17 protein-coding genes are annotated in these 17367 nt (G+C 69.2%); 15 read left to right on the top strand and 2 right to left on the bottom strand.

The window, feature by feature from the left end:
- The first annotated feature begins 3 nt into the window (after positions 1 to 3).
- The 10 genes from G0Q01_RS02595 (at position 4) to G0Q01_RS02640 (ending at position 7987) form a co-directional block, all read left to right on the top strand.
- Positions 4 to 972, top strand: a complete 969-nt coding sequence (locus tag G0Q01_RS02595) for an FAD-dependent oxidoreductase (protein WP_164190247.1) — start codon at positions 4 to 6, stop codon at positions 970 to 972.
- Positions 956 to 1150, top strand: a complete 195-nt coding sequence (thiS, locus tag G0Q01_RS02600) for a sulfur carrier protein ThiS (protein ID WP_164189998.1) — start codon at positions 956 to 958, stop codon at positions 1148 to 1150. The genes G0Q01_RS02595 and thiS overlap by 17 nt, the downstream gene beginning before the upstream one ends.
- 2 nt (positions 1151 to 1152) lie before the next feature.
- The gene (locus G0Q01_RS02605) at positions 1153 to 1923 is read left to right on the top strand and encodes a thiazole synthase (protein WP_164190000.1); all 771 of its coding nucleotides are present in this window, start codon (positions 1153 to 1155) and stop codon (positions 1921 to 1923) included.
- Positions 1920 to 2516 (top strand): thiamine phosphate synthase, encoded by a 597-nt coding sequence (locus G0Q01_RS02610; RefSeq protein WP_164190002.1) that lies wholly within the window; start codon positions 1920 to 1922, stop codon positions 2514 to 2516. Before G0Q01_RS02605 ends, G0Q01_RS02610 begins: the two co-directional genes overlap by 4 nt.
- Positions 2513 to 3469 (top strand): HesA/MoeB/ThiF family protein, encoded by a 957-nt coding sequence (locus G0Q01_RS02615; RefSeq protein WP_164190004.1) that lies wholly within the window; start codon positions 2513 to 2515, stop codon positions 3467 to 3469. The genes G0Q01_RS02610 and G0Q01_RS02615 overlap by 4 nt, the downstream gene beginning before the upstream one ends.
- Positions 3470 to 3489: 20 nt before the next feature.
- Positions 3490 to 4437, top strand: coding sequence for an ABC transporter substrate-binding protein (locus tag G0Q01_RS02620; protein ID WP_164190006.1), 948 nt, complete (start codon positions 3490 to 3492; stop codon positions 4435 to 4437).
- A complete protein-coding gene (tenA, locus tag G0Q01_RS02625) occupies positions 4434 to 5111 on the top strand; it encodes a thiaminase II (protein WP_164213002.1) in 678 nt (225 codons plus the stop codon). Before G0Q01_RS02620 ends, tenA begins: the two co-directional genes overlap by 4 nt.
- Entirely contained in the window at positions 5108 to 5833 is a 726-nt protein-coding gene (locus G0Q01_RS02630) for an ATP-binding cassette domain-containing protein (protein ID WP_164190010.1), read from the top strand. The genes tenA and G0Q01_RS02630 overlap by 4 nt, the downstream gene beginning before the upstream one ends.
- Positions 5833 to 6576 carry an ABC transporter permease gene (locus G0Q01_RS02635; protein WP_164213003.1) on the top strand — a complete coding sequence of 248 codons (744 nt, stop codon included), beginning with the start codon at positions 5833 to 5835 and terminating at the stop codon, positions 6574 to 6576. The genes G0Q01_RS02630 and G0Q01_RS02635 overlap by 1 nt, the downstream gene beginning before the upstream one ends.
- 169 nt (positions 6577 to 6745) lie before the next feature.
- A complete protein-coding gene (locus tag G0Q01_RS02640; RefSeq protein WP_164213004.1) occupies positions 6746 to 7987 on the top strand; it encodes an MFS transporter in 1242 nt (413 codons plus the stop codon).
- A gap of 38 nt (positions 7988 to 8025) precedes the next feature.
- Here the strand turns inward: G0Q01_RS02640 and G0Q01_RS02645 are convergent, their stop codons facing one another.
- Positions 8026 to 8310 (bottom strand): hypothetical protein, encoded by a 285-nt coding sequence (locus G0Q01_RS02645; protein ID WP_164190016.1) that lies wholly within the window; start codon positions 8308 to 8310, stop codon positions 8026 to 8028.
- 44 nt (positions 8311 to 8354) lie between these two features.
- Entirely contained in the window at positions 8355 to 10349 is a 1995-nt protein-coding gene (locus tag G0Q01_RS02650) for a bifunctional DedA family/phosphatase PAP2 family protein (RefSeq protein ID WP_164190024.1), read from the bottom strand.
- A gap of 132 nt (positions 10350 to 10481) precedes the next feature.
- Here G0Q01_RS02650 and G0Q01_RS02655 point away from each other — a divergent pair, with 132 nt between their 5' ends.
- From G0Q01_RS02655 to repC, 5 genes are all read left to right on the top strand, one after another.
- Entirely contained in the window at positions 10482 to 10715 is a 234-nt protein-coding gene (locus G0Q01_RS02655) for a hypothetical protein (RefSeq protein WP_164190026.1), read from the top strand.
- A gap of 60 nt (positions 10716 to 10775) precedes the next feature.
- Positions 10776 to 13349: a bifunctional lysylphosphatidylglycerol flippase/synthetase MprF gene (gene mprF / locus G0Q01_RS02660; RefSeq protein WP_370457161.1), complete on the top strand. Its 2574-nt coding sequence runs from the start codon at positions 10776 to 10778 to the stop codon at positions 13347 to 13349.
- Positions 13350 to 13635: 286 nt separating this feature from the next.
- Positions 13636 to 14847: a plasmid partitioning protein RepA gene (gene repA, locus G0Q01_RS02665; protein WP_164190030.1), complete on the top strand. Its 1212-nt coding sequence runs from the start codon at positions 13636 to 13638 to the stop codon at positions 14845 to 14847.
- Between the two features lie 46 nt (positions 14848 to 14893).
- Positions 14894 to 15901: a plasmid partitioning protein RepB gene (gene repB / locus G0Q01_RS02670; RefSeq protein WP_164190032.1), complete on the top strand. Its 1008-nt coding sequence runs from the start codon at positions 14894 to 14896 to the stop codon at positions 15899 to 15901.
- 181 nt (positions 15902 to 16082) lie between these two features.
- Positions 16083 to 17273 (top strand): plasmid replication protein RepC, encoded by a 1191-nt coding sequence (gene repC, locus G0Q01_RS02675; RefSeq protein ID WP_164213005.1) that lies wholly within the window; start codon positions 16083 to 16085, stop codon positions 17271 to 17273.
- The last annotated feature ends 94 nt before the right edge of the window (positions 17274 to 17367 follow it).

Raw genomic sequence — 17367 nt, forward strand, 5'->3', positions numbered from 1 at the left:
GCGATGTTCTCGGTCATCGGATCCGGCGTCGCGGGCCTCGCGGTGGCCAGCGAACTCGCCGCGCGCGGTGCCAAGGTCCAGGTGTTCGACCCGGCGGGCCCGCCCGGGCCGCATGGCTGCTCGTGGTGGGCGGGCGGCATGCTGGCGCCATGGTGCGAATATGAAAACGCCGAAGAGCCGGTGCTCCGGCTCGGCCAGCAGGCGATCGGCTGGTGGCAGCAGCGTACCACGGTGGCGCGCTGCGGCACGCTGGTCGTCGCCGGGCGACGCGACCTGCCCGACCTGCGCCGCTTTGCGCGCCGCACCACCGGCTTCCGCGAGGTCGACGCCGAGCTGGCCGAGCTCGAGCCTGACCTGCATGGCTACCCGAAGGGGCTCTTTTTCGAGGACGAGGCGCATCTGAACCCTCGCCAAGCGCTGGCCGACCTTTACGCCGACCTGCAGGCGCGCGGCGTGGCGTTTCACGCGACCGAGGCGCCCGAGGACCTGCAGAATGCCATCGACTGCCGGGGCCTGAGCGCGCGCGACACCCTGCACGACCTGCGCGGAGTGAAGGGCGAGATGCTGGTGATCCGCTGCCCGGACGTGACGCTTTCGCGTCCGGTGCGCCTGCTCCACCCGCGCATCCCGCTCTACATCGTCCCCCGCGGGAGCGGCGTCTACATGCTGGGCGCGACGATGATCGAGAGCGAAGACCGCCGCCGGATCACCGCGCGATCGATGCTCGAGCTGCTCAGCGCCGCCTATGCGCTGAGCCCCGCCTTCGGCGAGGCCGAGGTGCTCGAGATCGGCGTCGACTTGCGCCCCGCCTTTCCCGACAACCTGCCCCGCATCCGCCGGATCGGCGGCCGGATCTACGCCAATGGCCTCTATCGCCACGGCTACCTGCTGGCCCCCGCGCTGGCGCGCGGCGTGGCCGATCTTGCCCTCAGCAACCTTCACACGGAGATGGTCGATGAAGATCGTGATTAACGGCGCGCCCCACGACGTGGCCGCCACGACCCTCGCGGGACTGCTCGAAGAACGCGGTGTCTCCGGGCGGGTCGCCACGGCAGTGAACGAGACCTTCGTCCCGGCCGCTCTGCGCGCCTCGCATCCACTACACGACGGCGACCGCGTCGAAATTCTCGCCCCCATGCAGGGAGGATGACCATGAAACCCTTCTACGGCACCCAATTGCCCAACCCGCTGATGCTGGGCACCGCGCAATACCCAAGCCCCGCGATCCTCGAGCAAGCCTTCCGCGAGAGCGGCGCCGGGGTCGCAACTGTGTCCTTGCGCCGCGAAGGCGCCGAGGGGGCGGGCGCCGCCTTCTGGAAGATGATCCAGGAGCTCGGCGTTCTCATCCTGCCCAACACCGCAGGCTGCCACACCGTCAAGGAAGCGGTGACCACCGCGCATATGGCGCGCGAGGTCTTCGGCACGCGCTGGATCAAGCTTGAACTGATCGGCCACACCGACAGCCTGCAACCCGATGTCTTCCAGCTGGTCGAGGCGGCGAAGATCCTGACCGAGGACGGCTTCCAGGTCTTCCCCTACACCACCGAGGACCTGATCGTCGGTGAGCGCCTGCTGGCCGCGGGCTGCGAGGTGCTGATGCCCTGGGGCGCGCCGATCGGATCAGGACGCGGGCTCAACAACATCTACGCGCTGCGCGCCATGCGGTCGGAATTCCCCGAGGTGCCGCTGGTGATCGATGCCGGAATCGGTCTGCCGAGCCATGCGGCGCAGGCGATGGAGCTGGGCTATGACGGGGTGCTGCTCAACACCGCCGTCGCCCGCGCAGGCGACCCCGTGGCCATGGCCCGCGCCATGATGCGCGCGATCGAGGCGGGACGGCTGGCGCATGAGGCCGACCCAATCGAGGCCCGCGACATGGCCGAAGCCTCGACCCCCGTTATCGGAAAGGCGTTTCTCGCATGAACCTCGACCGCTTCTACCCGATCTTCGATCACTCGGACTGGCTGCGCCGGGTGCTGCCGCTCGGCGTCAAGCTGGTCCAGCTGCGCATCAAGGATCAGCCGCCGGAAACCGTCCGCGCAGAGATCGCCCTGTCGCGCGATCTGTGCCGCGCGCATGGGGCGGTGCTGGTGGTCAATGACTATTGGCAAGAGGCCATCGACCTCGGCTGCGACTGGCTGCACCTCGGGCAGGAGGATCTCGACACCGCAGATCTCGAAGCGATCCGCCGCGCCGGTCTGAAGCTCGGCGTCTCGACCCATGACGACGATGAGCTCGAGCGCGTGCTGGCGATGGATCCCGATTACGTCGCGCTCGGCCCGGTCTACCCGACGATCCTGAAGAAGATGAAATGGCACCAGCAGGGGCTGCCGCGCGTCACCGAGTGGAAGGCCCGGGTGGGTGCGGTGCCGCTGGTGGCCATCGGCGGCATGTCGGTCGAGCGCGCGGGCGGGGTGTTCGAGGCCGGGGCCGACATCGTCTCGGCGGTCACCGACATCACGCTGAACACCGACCCGGAGTCCCGCGTCCGCCAGTGGCTCGAGGCGACCCGATGAGCCGCTACGCCCGCCAGACCATCCTGCCGGAAGTGGGCGAGTCCGGCCGGCGCCGGCTGTCCGCGGCCCGCGTTCTGGTGGTCGGCGCGGGCGGGCTCGGGGCGCCTGTTCTTCCGCTGCTCGCCGGGGCGGGGGTTGGCCAGATCACCATCGTCGACGGCGACGTGGTGAGCCTGTCGAACCTGCACCGCCAGACCCTGTTCACCGAGGCCGACTGCGACCGGCCCAAGGCGCAGGTGGCCGCGGAGCGCTGCCGCGCGATCAACCCCGAAATCACCATCGAGTCCGTGCCGGACGTTCTGACCCCGGCCACCGCGCCCGAGCTGGTCCGCCACGCCGATCTCGTGCTCGACTGCGCCGACAGCTACGCGGTCAGCTACTTGCTGAGCGACCTGTGCCTTGCCGAAGGCCTGCCGCTGATCAGCGCCTCGGCGCTCGGGCTTGGCGGCTATGTCGGCGGCTTCTGCGGCGGCGCGCCCTCGCTTCGGGCGCTGTTCCCCGACGCGCCGGGCAATGGCGCGAGCTGCGCCACCGCCGGGGTGCTCGGCCCCGTGGTCGGCACCATCGGCGCAATGCAGGCGCAGATGGCGCTAAGCGTGCTGCTCGGCCTCTCGCCATCGCCGCTCGGGCTGATGGTTCGCTACGATGGTCTCGAGATGCGCTCGACCAGCTTCCGCTTCGACCACGCGGCAGAACCCGAAGCCTGCTTTCGCTTCGTCGCCGCCGCCCAGCTGAGCCCCTGCGACCACATCATCGATCTGCGCCCCGACGGCCCGCTCCTGCATCCGCAGGCCGCGCGGGCAACCGCCGCCGCGCTGGTGGCACATCCGCCCGCCCCCGGCACCCGGTTGGCCCTTTGCTGTGCGACCGGCCTGCGCGCCTGGCGGGCCGCGGAACAGGTCGCCGAAACCTGGCCCGGCGAGATCGTTCTCGTCGCGGCCTCTGCCTCATGATCCCCCGGAGGAGACACCCTGTGAAATCCCTGTTGACCGCCCTCGCCTTTCTTACCGCCAGCCCCGCGCTGGCGGCCGACAAGATGACCCTTTTGCTCGATTGGTTCGTCAACCCCGACCACGGCCCGATCGTGATCGCGCAGGAAAAGGGCTATTTCGCCGAACAGGACCTCGAGGTCGAGATCGTCGCCCCCGCAGACCCCTCGGCGCCCCCCCGCCTCGTCGCCGCCGGTCAGGCCGATCTTGCGGTCTCCTACCAGCCGCAGCTGCACCTTCAGATCCACGAGGGCCTGCCGCTCAAGCGCGTCGGGACGCTGGTCGCCACGCCGCTGAACTGCCTGCTGGTGCTCAAAGACGGCCCGGTGAAGGAGCTTGCCGATCTCAAGGGCAAGAAGATCGGCTTTTCCGTCGCCGGGGTCGAGGAGGCCGTGCTCCAGGCAATGCTGGGAGAGCATGGCATCACGCCCGAGGATATCGAGATGATCAACGTGAACTTCTCGCTCTCCCCATCGCTCATGTCGGGGCAGGTCGATGCGGTGATCGGCGCCTTCCGCAATTTCGAGCTGAACCAGATGGAGATCGAGGGCGTCGCGGGCCGCTGCTTCTACATCGAGGAAGAGGGCGTGCCCTCTTATGACGAGCTGATCTATGTCGCCAATCCTGACCGCATGGACACCGACAAGATCGCCCGCTTCCTTGCCGCGACCGAGAAGGCGACGCAGTTCATCATCAACAACCCCGAGGAAAGCTGGGAGGTCTTCTCAGCCAGTTCGCCCGAGCTGCAGGACGAGTTGAACGCCCGCGCCTGGCAGGACACGCTGCCGCGCTTCGCGCTGCGGCCGGCGGCCTTTGACGCGGGGCGCTATGCCCGCTTCGAGGCGTTCCTCAAGGACAGCGGCATGATCGACGGGCTGAACCCCGTCGAGACCATCGCCATCGACGTGACCGCGCAAGGAACCCGGCCATGACTCGGGAGTACGGCCGCGCCTTTGCGGCGATGCGCACAGAGGCGGGCGAGGCATGGCGGGACTACACCCGCCATGCCTTCGTCGAGGCGCTTGGCGACGGCACCCTGCCGCACGAAGCCTTTCTCCACTACCTGCAGCAGGACTACGTCTTTCTCGTCCACTTCTCGCGGGCCTGGGCGCTTGCCGTGGTGAAATCGGAAACCCACGCCGAGATGCTGGCCGCCGTGGGGACGGTGAACGCGCTCGTCGCCGAGGAGATGCAGCTGCACGTCGAGACCTGCGCGAAGGCCGGCATCTCCGGCGAGGCGCTCTTCGCCACCGCCGAGCGGCCCGAGAACCTCGCCTACACGCGCTTCGTGCTGGAGGCGGGCTACAGCGGCGATCTGCTCGACCTTCTTGCGGCCCTCGCGCCCTGCGTGATGGGCTACGGCGAGATCGGCGCGCGGCTGCAGTCCGAGGCCACCTCGGAGCGCTATGCCGACTGGATCGGCACCTACGCAAGGAAAGATTACCAGCAGAGCTGCGCCGCCGTGGGCGCCCTGCTCGACGGCGCAGCTACGCGCCGGCTGGGACCGGAGTTCGAGAGCTCGCCACGCTGGCAGCGGCTGTGCCGGACCTTCCGCACCGCCACCGAGCTCGAGGTGCAATTCTGGCAGATGGGCCTGAGACCGTGAGCGACGCCCCGGGCGTCACCCTCGCGGGACGGGCCAGCATCGACGGCGCCCCCCTTTTCGCGCCGCTCAGCCTGACGCTGCCCGCCGCGCGCTGGACCTGCCTTTTGGGCGGCTCGGGCGTCGGCAAGTCCACGGTGCTGCGGCTGATCTGCGGGCTGCCGACCGGCGCGCGCTTCGATGGCACAATCACAGCCACCGACGCCGCGCCGATCCCCGAACGGGTGGCCTACATGGCGCAGGACGACCTGCTACTGCCTTGGGCGAGCGTCTCCGACAACATCCGCCTCGGCGCGCGCCTCCGCGGCGAGCCGGCCGACGCCGAACGCCTTGCGCATATCCTCGCCCGGGTCGGGCTTTCGGGTCATGCCCACAAGAAACCCGGTGCCCTCTCCGGCGGGCAGCGCCAACGGGTCGCCCTGGCCCGGACGCTGATGGAGGACAAGCCGATCATCCTGCTCGACGAACCCTTCTCGGCGCTCGATGCGCAGACGCGCGCTGCCATGCAGGATCTGGCGGTCGAGCTGCTACGGGGGCGGACGGTGCTGGTGGTCACCCACGATCCCGGCGAGGCGGCGCGTCTCGGCCACGCGATCCTCGTGCTGACCGCCGCGGGGGTGACCGCCTGCCCGCCCCCCGCCGCCCCGGTGCCGCGCCCGATCGACGATCTCGACACGCTCCGATGCCAGGCCGCGCTGCTGCGCAACCTGCGGGACGCCGCCTGATGAAATACGGCTCCGCCCTCCTGGCGATCGGGTTCGCGCTCCTGCTCTGGCAGACCACAGTCACCCTGACAGGTCTGCCGAAGTTCATCCTGCCCGGCCCGCTGATGGTGATGGAAACCTGGTGGTCAAACCGGGCGCTCATCGCCGAGCACACGCTTGTCACCGCGATGGAGGTGCTGATCGGCCTTGCCATCGGCACGGCGCTCGGCACCGCGAGCGCCATCTACCTCGCGAGCTCGCGCATGGCGCGCCTGGTGATCAGGCCCATCCTGGTCTTCACCCAGGCGCTGCCGGTCTTCGCCCTCGCGCCGATTCTGACACTCTGGCTCGGCTTCGGCCTGGGCTCGAAGATCGCCATGGCCGTGCTGATCATCTACTTCCCGGTGACCGCGTCCTTCTGCGATGGTCTCCTGCGCACCCCGCAGGGGGTGCTCGACCTCGCGCAGACCATGCAGGCGGGGCGCTGGCGCACATTGTGGCACATCCGCATCCCCGCGGCCCTGCCCGCGCTGGCCTCTGGGATCCGGCTGGCCGCAGTCTACGCGCCGATCGGCGCGGTGATCGGCGAATGGGTCGGCGCCTCGCGCGGGCTGGGCTACCTGATGCTTTTGGCAAACGGGCGGGCGAAGACCGACCTGATGTTCGCGGCGCTGCTGACGCTGGGGGTGTTTGCCGTCCTGCTGCATCTGGGGGTGCATGCCGCCACGCGGCATCTCGGCCCGACCCCCGATAACCGAGACTGACGCGCGGCTGGCGGACGTCCAACCTGCGCCCGGCCGGGCACCGCCCGCCCATCGCGGTGGACCGCGGTTCCCCGCCCGCGGGGGATCCGGGCCTCTTGTCCGAAAAGTGCTTGCAACCGCGCCCACCCGGGGTCTGTGCTGGCTGCGTAGCTCCAAGGGCCGGCTGACCATGCAAGACACCAAGACCAAGGCGCGGCTGCCTGCGGGCATCTGGGCACTGGGGTTCGTTTCCCTGCTGATGGACGTCTCGTCCGAGATGATCCATGCGCTGCTCCCGGTCTACCTTACGGTCGGCCTCGGCGCCTCGGCGCTGGCGCTTGGCGTCATCGAGGGCATCGCGGAAGCCACGGCCGCCATCACCAAGGTCTTTTCCGGCGCGCTTTCCGACCGCATCGGGCGGCGCAAGGAACTGGCGACGCTCGGCTACGGGCTGGCGGCGGTGACCAAGCCGGTGTTCCCGCTCGCGGGCTCGCTGGGCTGGGTGGTCGCCGCGCGGTTCGTCGACCGGGTCGGCAAGGGCATCCGGGGAGCGCCGCGCGACGCGCTGGTCGCCGATCTCGCGCCGCCGGGCCTGAGGGGGGCCGCCTTCGGGCTGCGCCAGTCGCTCGACACCGTGGGCGCCTTCCTCGGACCGCTCGCGGCGATCGGGCTGATGTGGCTGTTCTCGGACGATTTCCGCAGCGTGTTCTGGGTCGCGGTCATTCCCGCCGTGCTGTCGGTCGGGCTGCTGCTGTGGCTGGTCGAAGACCCCGAGCGTCCGGCCACACGTCGCAAGGTCCGCAACCCGCTTGCACGCGCAGAGCTGAAGCTGCTCGGCGGGGTCTACTGGTGGGTCGTCGTGGTGGCGACGCTGTTCACCCTCGCCCGGTTCAGCGAGGCCTTCCTGATCCTGCGCGCGCAGACGGCGGGCACGCCGCTGATGCTGGTGCCGTTGGTGCTGGTCGGCATGAACCTCGTCTACGCGCTCTCGGCCTGGCCCATCGGGGCGCTGTCGGACCGGATCGGCAGGATCGGCCTGCTGCTCTGCGGTCTCGGGCTGCTGATCGTGGCGGACCTCGTGCTCGCCGTGTCGGAAGGTGTGCCGGGGATCGCCGTCGGCGTGCTCCTCTGGGGTCTGCACATGGGCTTCACACAGGGGCTTCTGGCGGCGCTGATCGCCGAGACCGTGCCCGAAGAGCTTCGCGGCACCGCCTTCGGGATGTTCAACCTCGTGACCGGGGTGGCCTTGCTGATCGCCAGCCTGCTCGCGGGCGCGCTGTGGCAGACCTACGGCCCCGGCGCCACCTTCCTCGCCGGCGCGGGCTTTGCCGCGGTCTCGGCGCTCGGGCTGCTGCCGTTGCGCCGCAGGCTCGGCGCAGTCGCGGCATCGCTATCCGCCCGGAAGGACGGCGGCGCAGACACCGCCGACTGACCGCCTCGGTGCCCTCGAACCACCAGCGGTCCTGCGCCTCACCGCGTTCGAGACGCAAGACCGTGCAGCTCGGAGGCGACCGGCAGGGCGCTGCCAAGCCCCGTATGCTCGGGACAGTTCGCGATGTCGCCAATCGCCAACAGGGTCAGCGCGTCCTGCGCCGGATCGACCGCAAGGTCGATCATCTGCCGCGGCAGCTCCGACTGCAGGGCACCCGGGGCGCCCTCCGCCAGATAGGCCGCGTAGCCAAACCACTGGCCTTCCAGCGCGATCACGCTGAGCACGGGCGCGATCAGGGCCGCGGCCCATCTGAGCTTTCTCATTCTTCCGTCCTTTGGATCCGTGGCGGCGCGCCCTCCGCGCGTGGTCAGTCGACTGCCCCCGCCCGCCCCGGAATGGTGACCAGAACCGGGCGCTCCGCGCCGCCGCCAGCAGCTGGCGCATCGGGCACCGCGCCCCGAGGCGCCAGGAGCGCCAGCACCTCGGCTTGCGCGACATGCGGCGGGGCGTCGCGATAGGGCTCGGACGCGAGGGCCCAGGCCACGACCGCCCCACCCTCCTCGTCCTGCCCCACGGTCCAGAGCCGCAGGAGCCCCCCCTGCGAGGGCGCGCGCAGGGTCGCCTCCGCCGGGTAGGCGTCATGGAAGGCAAGCGGCGCGGTGGCCCCGGCTTGCGGCGCGCCGATGAAGTCCTGCCGCAGCGCCGCGACGCCCGACAGCAGCCCCGGCGGCGGCACCTCGCTCCAGCCCGCTTCGCGCAGGCGCGCGGCGATCGTCCCGGCCTCGGCGCCGCTCGAGATGATGCTGATCTCGGGCAGCGCTTCGCCCGAGAGCGTCACCACCTCGAGCGGAAGCCGCCCGCTGGTCACCGCGGCGCGGACGTCGGCAATGACTGCCGGGCCGCTGCCGGGACGCTCGACCGGCGTGGGGTGATGATGCACCGCGATCCACGAGGCCCCCAGAAGGCAGGCCCCGAGCGCCGTGCAGGCCAGCCCGGGGTGCGACCTGCGCGCGCGCGCGGGGCGGCGGCGTGTCGCCTCGCTGGCGGCAAGGCCGATCACCATCCAGATGGCTCCAATCACCCAGCCGTTCAGGACGTCCGACAAGAAGTGCTCGACAAGGTAGACCCGCGACAGACCCAGCGTGACCGCCATGCCCACGCCCGCCCAGATCGCCAGCGTCGGCCCGATCAGGCGCTCGCGCCAGAGCAGCAGCGCGAGACTGCCGTAAAGCGCGACCGAGATCGCCGCATGGCCCGAGGGGAAGCTGTTCGAACTCTCGAGGAAATAGGAAATCTCGGGCCGCGCACGGCCGAAGGCGAGCTTGAGCAGGGTGACCGTCACCGCGTTTCCAACCACCGCCACCGCCAGCCCCATGGCGGCGGCGCGGTGGCCGAGCAGACCGAAGCCCAGCACCCCGCCGATCGCCACCAGCGTCGCGACCGGCACGTGCCCGGCCTGGGTGACCCAGCCCGCGACCTCCAGTCCCAGCGGCGTCCAATACGCATGCGCAAGGTTGGACACCCGCGCATCCAGCGCCGCCGCGTCGGGGACCAGCGCAAGGTCGAGCGCCCCGTCCACGAAGACCCCGACAAGATAGACCAGCAGCAGCGCGATCCCGGTGGCCAGCAGCCCGCCCCCATGCGACGGATCGAGCCGGCGCCGCAGGAAGCTCATTGCCCGGGGATGCCGCCCCGCGAGACGCCGGGCCACCGGCCAGGCGGCGAGGCGGTCCGCAAGGATATGCAGCCCCGCCAGCAGCGCCGGGGCGCCCCGCCGCACCTGCCGGGTCACCGCCCAGGTAACCAGCACCAGCAGCGCGATCACCGCCAGCGGCAGCGCCATCCGCGGCAGGTAGGGCGCGAGCCGCGCGACGATGTCGCCCGCGACATAGCCAATGCTGACATGCACCAGCGCGTAGACGATGCCGCTCACCGCGTTCCAGACGTGGAACTGCCGCCGGTCCATGCCCGAAAGCGCCGCCGAAAGGGCCGCGAGACTCGCGTCCGGCCCGAGGAAACGCCCCAAGAGCAGCGCCAGAGGGCCGTGCCTGCGCACCAGCTCCTCGGCACGGTGGAAGGCTCCACTGCGCGGCAGCCTCACCCGGGTCCCGAGCCAGCGCCCGCTGTGCCAGCTCGCCTCGCCGCCGATGATCGCCCCGACGGCCACGAACCAGACAAGGTCGAAGAAATCGAGATGCCCGAGCCGCACCAGCGCCCCGCCCGCGTCGACGATCACCGTGCCGGGCACGACAACGCCGGTCACCCACCAGCCCTCGAGAAGGGCGGCAAGCGCGACGAGCCAGTAGGACCAGACACCAAGCGAGTCGAGCGTCGGAAGGACAAGGGAGGCAAAGGAACTCATCGGGATCGGTCCGGTCTGTTTGGCTGCGGTGATCGGCGTCGCAGGGACGCATGTCCCGAACTTAGCAGGGCCGTGGCCCGCTGCGAGGCCCGAAGCGCTTGCGCAACTGCGCGCGCACCCGGGAAAGATGCCGTGGCCGATCGCCGGGATGGGCTGATAAAGGCGATCAGCGGCAACGACGACGTCATGGTGCCGGACCGCCCGGACCGCCCCGGCAACGGCCTGGTCGAGCTGCACGCGGCCTTCGGCTCTCTTGTCTGGGTCTATCTTATCGGTCATGCGGGGATGGGAGGGCTCCAGCACCTCGCCACCGAATTCGATTTGCGCAGCATGTGGTCGCTGCGCCCGCAGACCAAGAAGCACTGACCGGCGGGTCGCAGGGCATCGTCCCGGTGATGCCTTGCCGCCTCGACGATGGACCGACATGTGACCGACACGACCCGCGCGCGCGCAAGACTGCTCCTGCCCTACCTCATCACCGCGGCGCTTTTTGCCGCGGGGGGCTGGGCGCTCTACCGGCTGCTGGCACCGGTCCACCTGCAAGACGTGATGGACATGGTTCGGGCCACGCCGATGCCCACCGTCGCGCTGGCGCTGCTGTGCACCTTCGGGGGGTATGCGGCGCTGATCGGCTATGACTGGTCGGCGCTGCGCTACATCGGCCGCCGCCTGCCCTTCCCGGTGGTCGCCTCGGGCGGCTTTCTCGGCTACGCCATCGGCAACAACCTCGGCGCGGGCCCGGTCACCGGCGGCGCGGTGCGCTACCGCATCTACTCTGCGCTCGGGCTCTCTCCCTACGACATTGCGGCGATCTCGGTCTTCGGCTCGGTGGCCTTCGGCACCGGCGCCTCGGTGATCGGCCTTGCCGCGCTGGTCTGGCACCCGCACGCGCTGGATGCGCTGATCCACTGGCCGCCGGGGGTGATCCGCTGGGCCGCCGTCGCCGGCATCGCGGTGATTTCCGGCCTCATGCTCGCGCTGTCGCTGCGCCAGAAGCCCTTCACCCTGCGCGGGCTCAGCTTCCGGCCGCCCTCGCCGGGGCTGATGGCGGGGCAATTCGTCTTCACCGCGGTCGAGACGCTGCTCTCGGCGCTGGTCCTTCACCTGCTCCTGCCGACCGGCGGAGGCGCTTTTCCGACCTTCCTCGCGGTCTTCTCTGTCGCGGTCATGGCCGGGGTGCTGTCGCACGTCCCGGGCGGCGTCGGGGTGTTCGAGACGATCATCATCGCCGCCCTGCCCCGCTCGGTGCCGGTGAGCGAGGCAGCGGCCGGGCTGCTGCTTTTCCGGATGGTCTACTACCTCGTGCCCTTCGCCGTGGCGCTGGCGCTGATGGCGCTGGCCGAACTGCGCATGGCCAGCGGGCCGACCCGCGCGGTGATGCTGCCGGTGTTCCGCGCGATCAGCGCGCTGACCCCGCTTGCCATGGCGGCGATGGTCTTCGCCTCGGGGGCGATGATGATGATCGCGAGCCTTCTGCCCCCCACCAACGCCTGGACCGAGGAGCTGGAGCTTGTCCTGCCGCTGTTCTTCGTCGAGGGCGGCGCGCTGCTGTCGAGCGCGCTCGGCGCCTGCCTGCTGGTGATCGCCCACGGGCTGCTGCGCCGAGTCGAGGGGGCGTGGTGGCTGGCGCTCCTCGCGCTGCTGGTCGGCGCCGGGGCGAGCATCGCGCATGGAGTCGATTATGACCGCGCGGTGCTGCTGGGGCTCGGCGCGCTGGTCCTGCTGCCGACGCGGCGCGAGTTCTACCGGGCGACGCGGCTCACCCGCAACGTGCTCAGCCTGCGTTGGCTGCTGCTGATGCTCTCGCTCGGGCTGATGCTGTTCGGCGTGCTGTTCTTCGCACATAAGGCGACCCCCTACAGCGGCGACATGTGGTGGCAATTCGCCGAGGACAGCGCCGCGCCCCGCGCCCTGCGCGCCATGCTGGTCGGGCTGATCGTCATGGGGCTCTTCCTGCTGCGCTACGCGCTGCGGCCGGGGCGGCTTTCGCTGAGCTTGCCGACCCCCGCCGATCTCGACCGCGCCGAGACCATCCTGCGCGGCAGCGACACACCCGAGGCCAATATTGCGCTTACCGGGGACAAGTCGCTGCTTTTCTCGGCAAGCGGCGAGAGCTTCCTGATGTACCGCACGCAGGGCCGCAGCTGGGTCGCCCTGCACGAGCCCGTGGGCCGCCCCGGAGAGGCCGCCGCGCTGGCCTGGGAGTTCCACGACGCCGCCTATGCCGCCAACGCCCGCCCGGTGTTCTACGCCGTCTCCGGCGCCTCCGCCCCGCTCTGGATCGACATGGGCCTCGCGCTGCACAAGCTCGGCGAGGAGGCGGTGGTGGATCTCGCAGCCTTTTCGCTCGAGGGCAGCGCCCGCAAGCGCCTGCGGACCACGCACAACCGCGCGCTGCGCGACGGGCTGAGCTTCGAAGTTCTGGCGCCGCCGCATGCGCCCGCCCTCATGGCCGAGATACAGGCGATCTCGGACGCCTGGCTGCGCGGCAAGGCGGGCGGCGAAAAGGGCTTCTCCGTCGGCGCCTTCGTGCCCGCGTACCTCGACCGCACGCCGATCGCGGTGATCCGCCACGCGGGGCGCATCGTCGCCTTTGCCAACCTCTGGCAGACCGACCCCCGCAGCGGGGCCACGCTGGATCTGATGCGCCACGTCGAAGAGGCTCCGGCGGGGGTCATGGAGTTCCTCTTCACCGAGCTCCTTCTACACTTCAAGGCCGAGGGCTTTGCCGAATTCAGCCTCGGCAATGCGCCACTCTCGGGTCTCGAGACCCGGCGCGGCACACGGCTCAGCAGCCAGCTCGGCGCTTTCGTCTACCAGCACGGCGGCGCCTTCTACAATTTCGAGGGGCTGCGGGCCTTCAAGACCAAGTTTGATCCCGACTGGCGGCCGGTCTACGTGGCGGTGCCGCCGCGGGTGAACCTCGTCGCGGTCACCGCCGATCTGGTGGCGCTGATCGGCCGCGGCGCGCCCCGCGCGCGGCAACGCTCAAAGGGATGACCGGCCCGCGCACGGCGGTCAAACCGCCTGTCCAGCGTCCGGGCCCCGGCGACACGCTGTCACCTGCAAGGTGCTTCCCGAGGCACGGAAGCCGCCATCCTACTGACGAATGTGGAAAACTTCTTGCGCGACTCGCGTCGCTCCGGCAATAGTCACGGAAAAGAGCCGGAACACGCCAGAAACCGTGAACACGACAAGGCGCCAAAGACGCCAAACGGAACAGGGCTCGGCACGAGGCAGCACAGGGCAAAGCCCGTGGCAAGACAGTGAGCAGGACAGCGCGCAGATGCAGGATATCACCGAAGAAGACGATCTGAACGCGGTTATTCGCGACCATTCGGAACGGCTGACCGCGCAGCTTCATGCGCAGGCAGAAAGTCTTTTTCCGCCAGATGCTTCCAAGGAAATGCGCAAGTTCACCTCCGGCGAAGCCGCGGCGCTTCTCGGGGTGAATGATTCGTACCTGCGCAAGCTGCACCTCGACGGCAAGGGCCCCTCCCCCGAGCTGACCCCCGGCAACCGCCGGCACTATTCGGTGCATGACATCCACGAGCTGCGAATCCTGCTCGAAAAGACCGCCCGCAAGCCCGGCGACTACCTGCCCGGGCGCCGCCTTGCTCCAGAGGGCAGCGAAGACAAGTATCTCGACCATCTGCAGGTCATCGGCGTGATGAACTTCAAGGGCGGCTCGGGCAAGACCACCAGCTCGGCCCACCTCGCGCAGCGGCTTGCGCTTCTGGGCTACCGGGTGCTGGCAATCGATCTCGACCCGCAGGCCTCGCTCACCGCGCTGCATGGGGTGCAACCCGAGTTCGACCTGCCCGAGGGCGGCACGCTCTACGACGCGATCCGCTACGACGACCCGGTGCCGATCACCGAGGTCATCCGCCCGACCTACATCCCCGGGCTCGACCTCATCCCCGGCAACCTCGAGCTGATGGAATTCGAGCACGAGACCCCCCGCGCGCTGGCGCAGGGCAACGCCGGGCTTTTCTTCTTCCGTGTCAAGGACGTGCTCTCGCAGGTCGACGAGCGCTACGACGTGGTGGTGATCGACTGCCCGCCGCAGCTCGGCTTCCTGACCATGTCGGCGCTCTCGGCCGCCTCCGGCGTGCTGGTCACCATCCACCCCGAGATGCTCGACGTCATGTCGATGTCGCAGTTCCTGCGCATGACCGCCGACCTCATGGACGTGATCGCCGAGTCGGGCGCCAACATGAAGCACGACTGGATGCGCTACCTGCTCACCCGCTACGAGCCGACCGACGCGCCGCAGAACCGCATCGTCGCCTTCCTGCGCACCATGTATGCCGAAAAGGTGCTGAACGCACCGATGCTGAAATCCACCGCCATCTCCGATGCCGGCCTCACCAAGCAGACGCTTTACGAGGTCGATCGCAGCGCCTTCACCCGCGCCACCTACGACCGCGCGCTGGAAAGCCTCAACGCGGTGAACGACGAGATCGCCGCGCTGATCCAGAAGACCTGGGGCCGATGAGGGCCGACGAAGGGAACAGGCAAACAGGACACCGAGGACCTGACCGATGAGTGACACCCGCAAGAAACGCATGTCCATGCTCGACAGCCTCGCCGCCGCGGGCAAACAGGGCAGCGCTGGCTCGCCGATGATGGCCTCGAACCGTGCGCTGCGTTCTGCCCGCGACGCGGTCGACAGCCACCGGGTCTGGGAACTGGACCCGGCGCAGATCGACGACCTGCGCACCCGTGACCGGCTCGACCCCGCCGATGTGATCGACCTGCGCGACGCGATCGAGGCCAATGGCCAGACCGTGCCGATCCTCGTGCGCCGCAACCCCGAGCAGGAGGGGCGCTACCTGCTGGTCTACGGCGGCCGCCGGCTCGAGGCGATCCGCGGCTCCGACAAGGTCACCAAGGTCCGCGCCTTGGTCGCCACGCTCGACGAGCGCGACGCGGTCACCGCGCAGATCTCCGAGAACATGGCCCGCCGCGATCTGTCCTTCATCGAAAAGGCCCTTTTCGCCAAGGAGTTGGTCGATACCGGTTTCGGCAACCAGAGCCAGGTCGCCGAGGTGCTGACCGTCAGCAAGTCGTCGATCTCCATGGCGCTGTCGGTGGCCGAAATGATCGGCGCCGAGCTCGCCACCGCCATCGGCGCCGCCCATGGCATCGGCCGCCCCCGCTGGGAGGCCATGGCCCGCGCCATCGAGCAGACCGGGGCCGACAAGGACGAGTTGGCGCGGCTTGCCGACGACGTGCACACCCGCGCACAGGTCGCCGTGGTCAGCGGCGAGACCCCGCCCGAGGACGTCTCCGTCGCAGCCTTCGAGGTGGTGATGGGCCATCTGACCCCCTCCCCTGCCCGTCCGGCAGTGCCGCGCGCGAAATCGGCGGAAAAGCCGCGGCGTCAGGCCCTCGTGGTGAACGGCAGGAAGGCCGGCACGCTGAAACGCACCGCCAAGGGCCTCAACATGGAATTTGACGACCCGCGTTTCGCCGATTGGATCGAGTCGGAGGCGCAAGCCGTCATCGAAGAGCTTCACGCGCGCTGGAAAAGCCGCGCGGAAGACTGAGCAGTCAACGATAACAAAGAGATAGGAGGCACGAGCCCGACAAAGAAAGAGCCCCGCAAAGCTTACGCTCTACGAGACCCTCACTTGTTCTTAGCACCCTCAAGGTAGTGTCTGGAGCCTCTGCCCGCAAGTCGAATTCGATTTGCGGAACGGCTATTTCTTGTCTTCGTGAATGAAAAACATGGGTTACACCCCAATCACGCCTTTTGGGCGAACGGCTGAGGCTGTCCTGGGCTCTCTGAGAGCACGGCAGCAGGTCGCAGATGCCCCCTGCCCGATCGACAAGTGGCAAATCCTTCGCGACCTCACGACGGCCCGCAAGAGCTTCGAGCTTGCCGATCGCGACATCACCCTGCTGCAGGCGCTTCTGAGCTTCCATCCCGAGGCCCGGCTCGACCCCGCGCACTCGCTGGTCGTCCACCCGTCGAACGAGACGATTTGCGCTCGCGCCAACGGTATGCCCAATTCGACCATGCGCCGCCATCTGTCGCGGCTGGTCGAAGCCGGTCTGCTGATCCGCCGCGACAGCCCGAACGGCAAGCGCTACGCCCGCCGCGTCGCCGGCGAGAAGATCGCCTTCGGGTTCGACCTGAGCCCCCTGCTCCGCCGCGCCGCCGAGATCGCGGAGCGCGCCGAGGAGACCCGTCTGCTCGACGCCCGGACACGCGCCCTGCGCGAGACCGCCAGCCTTCTGCGTCGCGACCTCGCGGCCCTTGCCGACCTTGGCCGTATCGAGCTGCCCGAGGGCCCGTGGGACGCGCTCTCCGACCTCGCACGCCTGACGGCCCGGGACCTGCGCCGGAAGCTCGACCTCGACACTCTCGAAGACATCGAGCGCAAGCTGCGAGCCGCCGTCCTCCGTGCGACCCGTCTCTTCGACGTCGAAACGATAGAAATGAGCAGCAGTGAAGCCCAAAATGAGCAGCACCAACAGAAGTCACAAAAAGACTCTTTAGACTCTGAACAACGGGCCGATGTGTCGGTTGCACCTTTGCAGGACGCCTCGACCTGTGATGACCAGGCTCCGCAATTTGCCGAGAAACCGGCAGCGCCGCCGCCACCCTTGCGCCTTGTCCTCGGAACGTGCTCCGAGATCGCGGTCTTCTCCCCCGACCCGATCCACGATTGGCCCAGCCTGATCCGAGCCGCAGAGAAGATCCGTCCGATGACCGGCATCTCCGACTCCGCCTGGGCCGACGCCAAGGCAGCCATGGGTCCCGAACAAGCCTCGGCGACGCTCTGCGCCATGCTCCAGAGGTTCTCTGAAATCCGAAATCCCGGGGGCTACCTCCGCCATCTGACCCGCAAGGCACGGGAAGGGACCTTCTCCTCGAACCGCATGGTCCTCGCCCTTGACCGTCGCGCGGCGTGAAAGTTCACAGCTGTGAACTGCGCGCGCTGTCGGGGGGTGGAGTGCACGGGTCAAACACATCCGCTCCTCAAGACCCTTCCGGTTTTCGGACGGT

Origin of the sequence: Salipiger sp. PrR007 (assembly GCF_010499845.1) — a bacterium.
Classification (GTDB): domain Bacteria; phylum Pseudomonadota; class Alphaproteobacteria; order Rhodobacterales; family Rhodobacteraceae; genus Salipiger; species Salipiger pacificus_A.

Excerpts from the sequence above, each read along its gene's own strand:
- G0Q01_RS02595 (WP_164190247.1), top strand. The coding sequence starts at position 4 with ATGTTCTCGGTCATCGGATCCGGCGTCGCGGGCCTCGCGGTGGCCAGC.
- thiS (WP_164189998.1), top strand. The coding sequence starts at position 956 with ATGAAGATCGTGATTAACGGCGCGCCCCACGACGTGGCCGCCACGACC.
- G0Q01_RS02605 (WP_164190000.1), top strand. The coding sequence starts at position 1,153 with ATGAAACCCTTCTACGGCACCCAATTGCCCAACCCGCTGATGCTGGGC.
- G0Q01_RS02610 (WP_164190002.1), top strand. The coding sequence starts at position 1,920 with ATGAACCTCGACCGCTTCTACCCGATCTTCGATCACTCGGACTGGCTG.
- G0Q01_RS02615 (WP_164190004.1), top strand. The coding sequence starts at position 2,513 with ATGAGCCGCTACGCCCGCCAGACCATCCTGCCGGAAGTGGGCGAGTCC.
- tenA (WP_164213002.1), top strand. The coding sequence starts at position 4,434 with ATGACTCGGGAGTACGGCCGCGCCTTTGCGGCGATGCGCACAGAGGCG.
- G0Q01_RS02635 (WP_164213003.1), top strand. The coding sequence starts at position 5,833 with ATGAAATACGGCTCCGCCCTCCTGGCGATCGGGTTCGCGCTCCTGCTC.
- G0Q01_RS02640 (WP_164213004.1), top strand. The coding sequence starts at position 6,746 with ATGCAAGACACCAAGACCAAGGCGCGGCTGCCTGCGGGCATCTGGGCA.
- G0Q01_RS02645 (WP_164190016.1), bottom strand. The coding sequence starts at position 8,310 with ATGAGAAAGCTCAGATGGGCCGCGGCCCTGATCGCGCCCGTGCTCAGC.
- G0Q01_RS02650 (WP_164190024.1), bottom strand. The coding sequence starts at position 10,349 with ATGAGTTCCTTTGCCTCCCTTGTCCTTCCGACGCTCGACTCGCTTGGT.
- repA (WP_164190030.1), top strand. The coding sequence starts at position 13,636 with ATGCAGGATATCACCGAAGAAGACGATCTGAACGCGGTTATTCGCGAC.
- repB (WP_164190032.1), top strand. The coding sequence starts at position 14,894 with ATGAGTGACACCCGCAAGAAACGCATGTCCATGCTCGACAGCCTCGCC.
- repC (WP_164213005.1), top strand. The coding sequence starts at position 16,083 with ATGGGTTACACCCCAATCACGCCTTTTGGGCGAACGGCTGAGGCTGTC.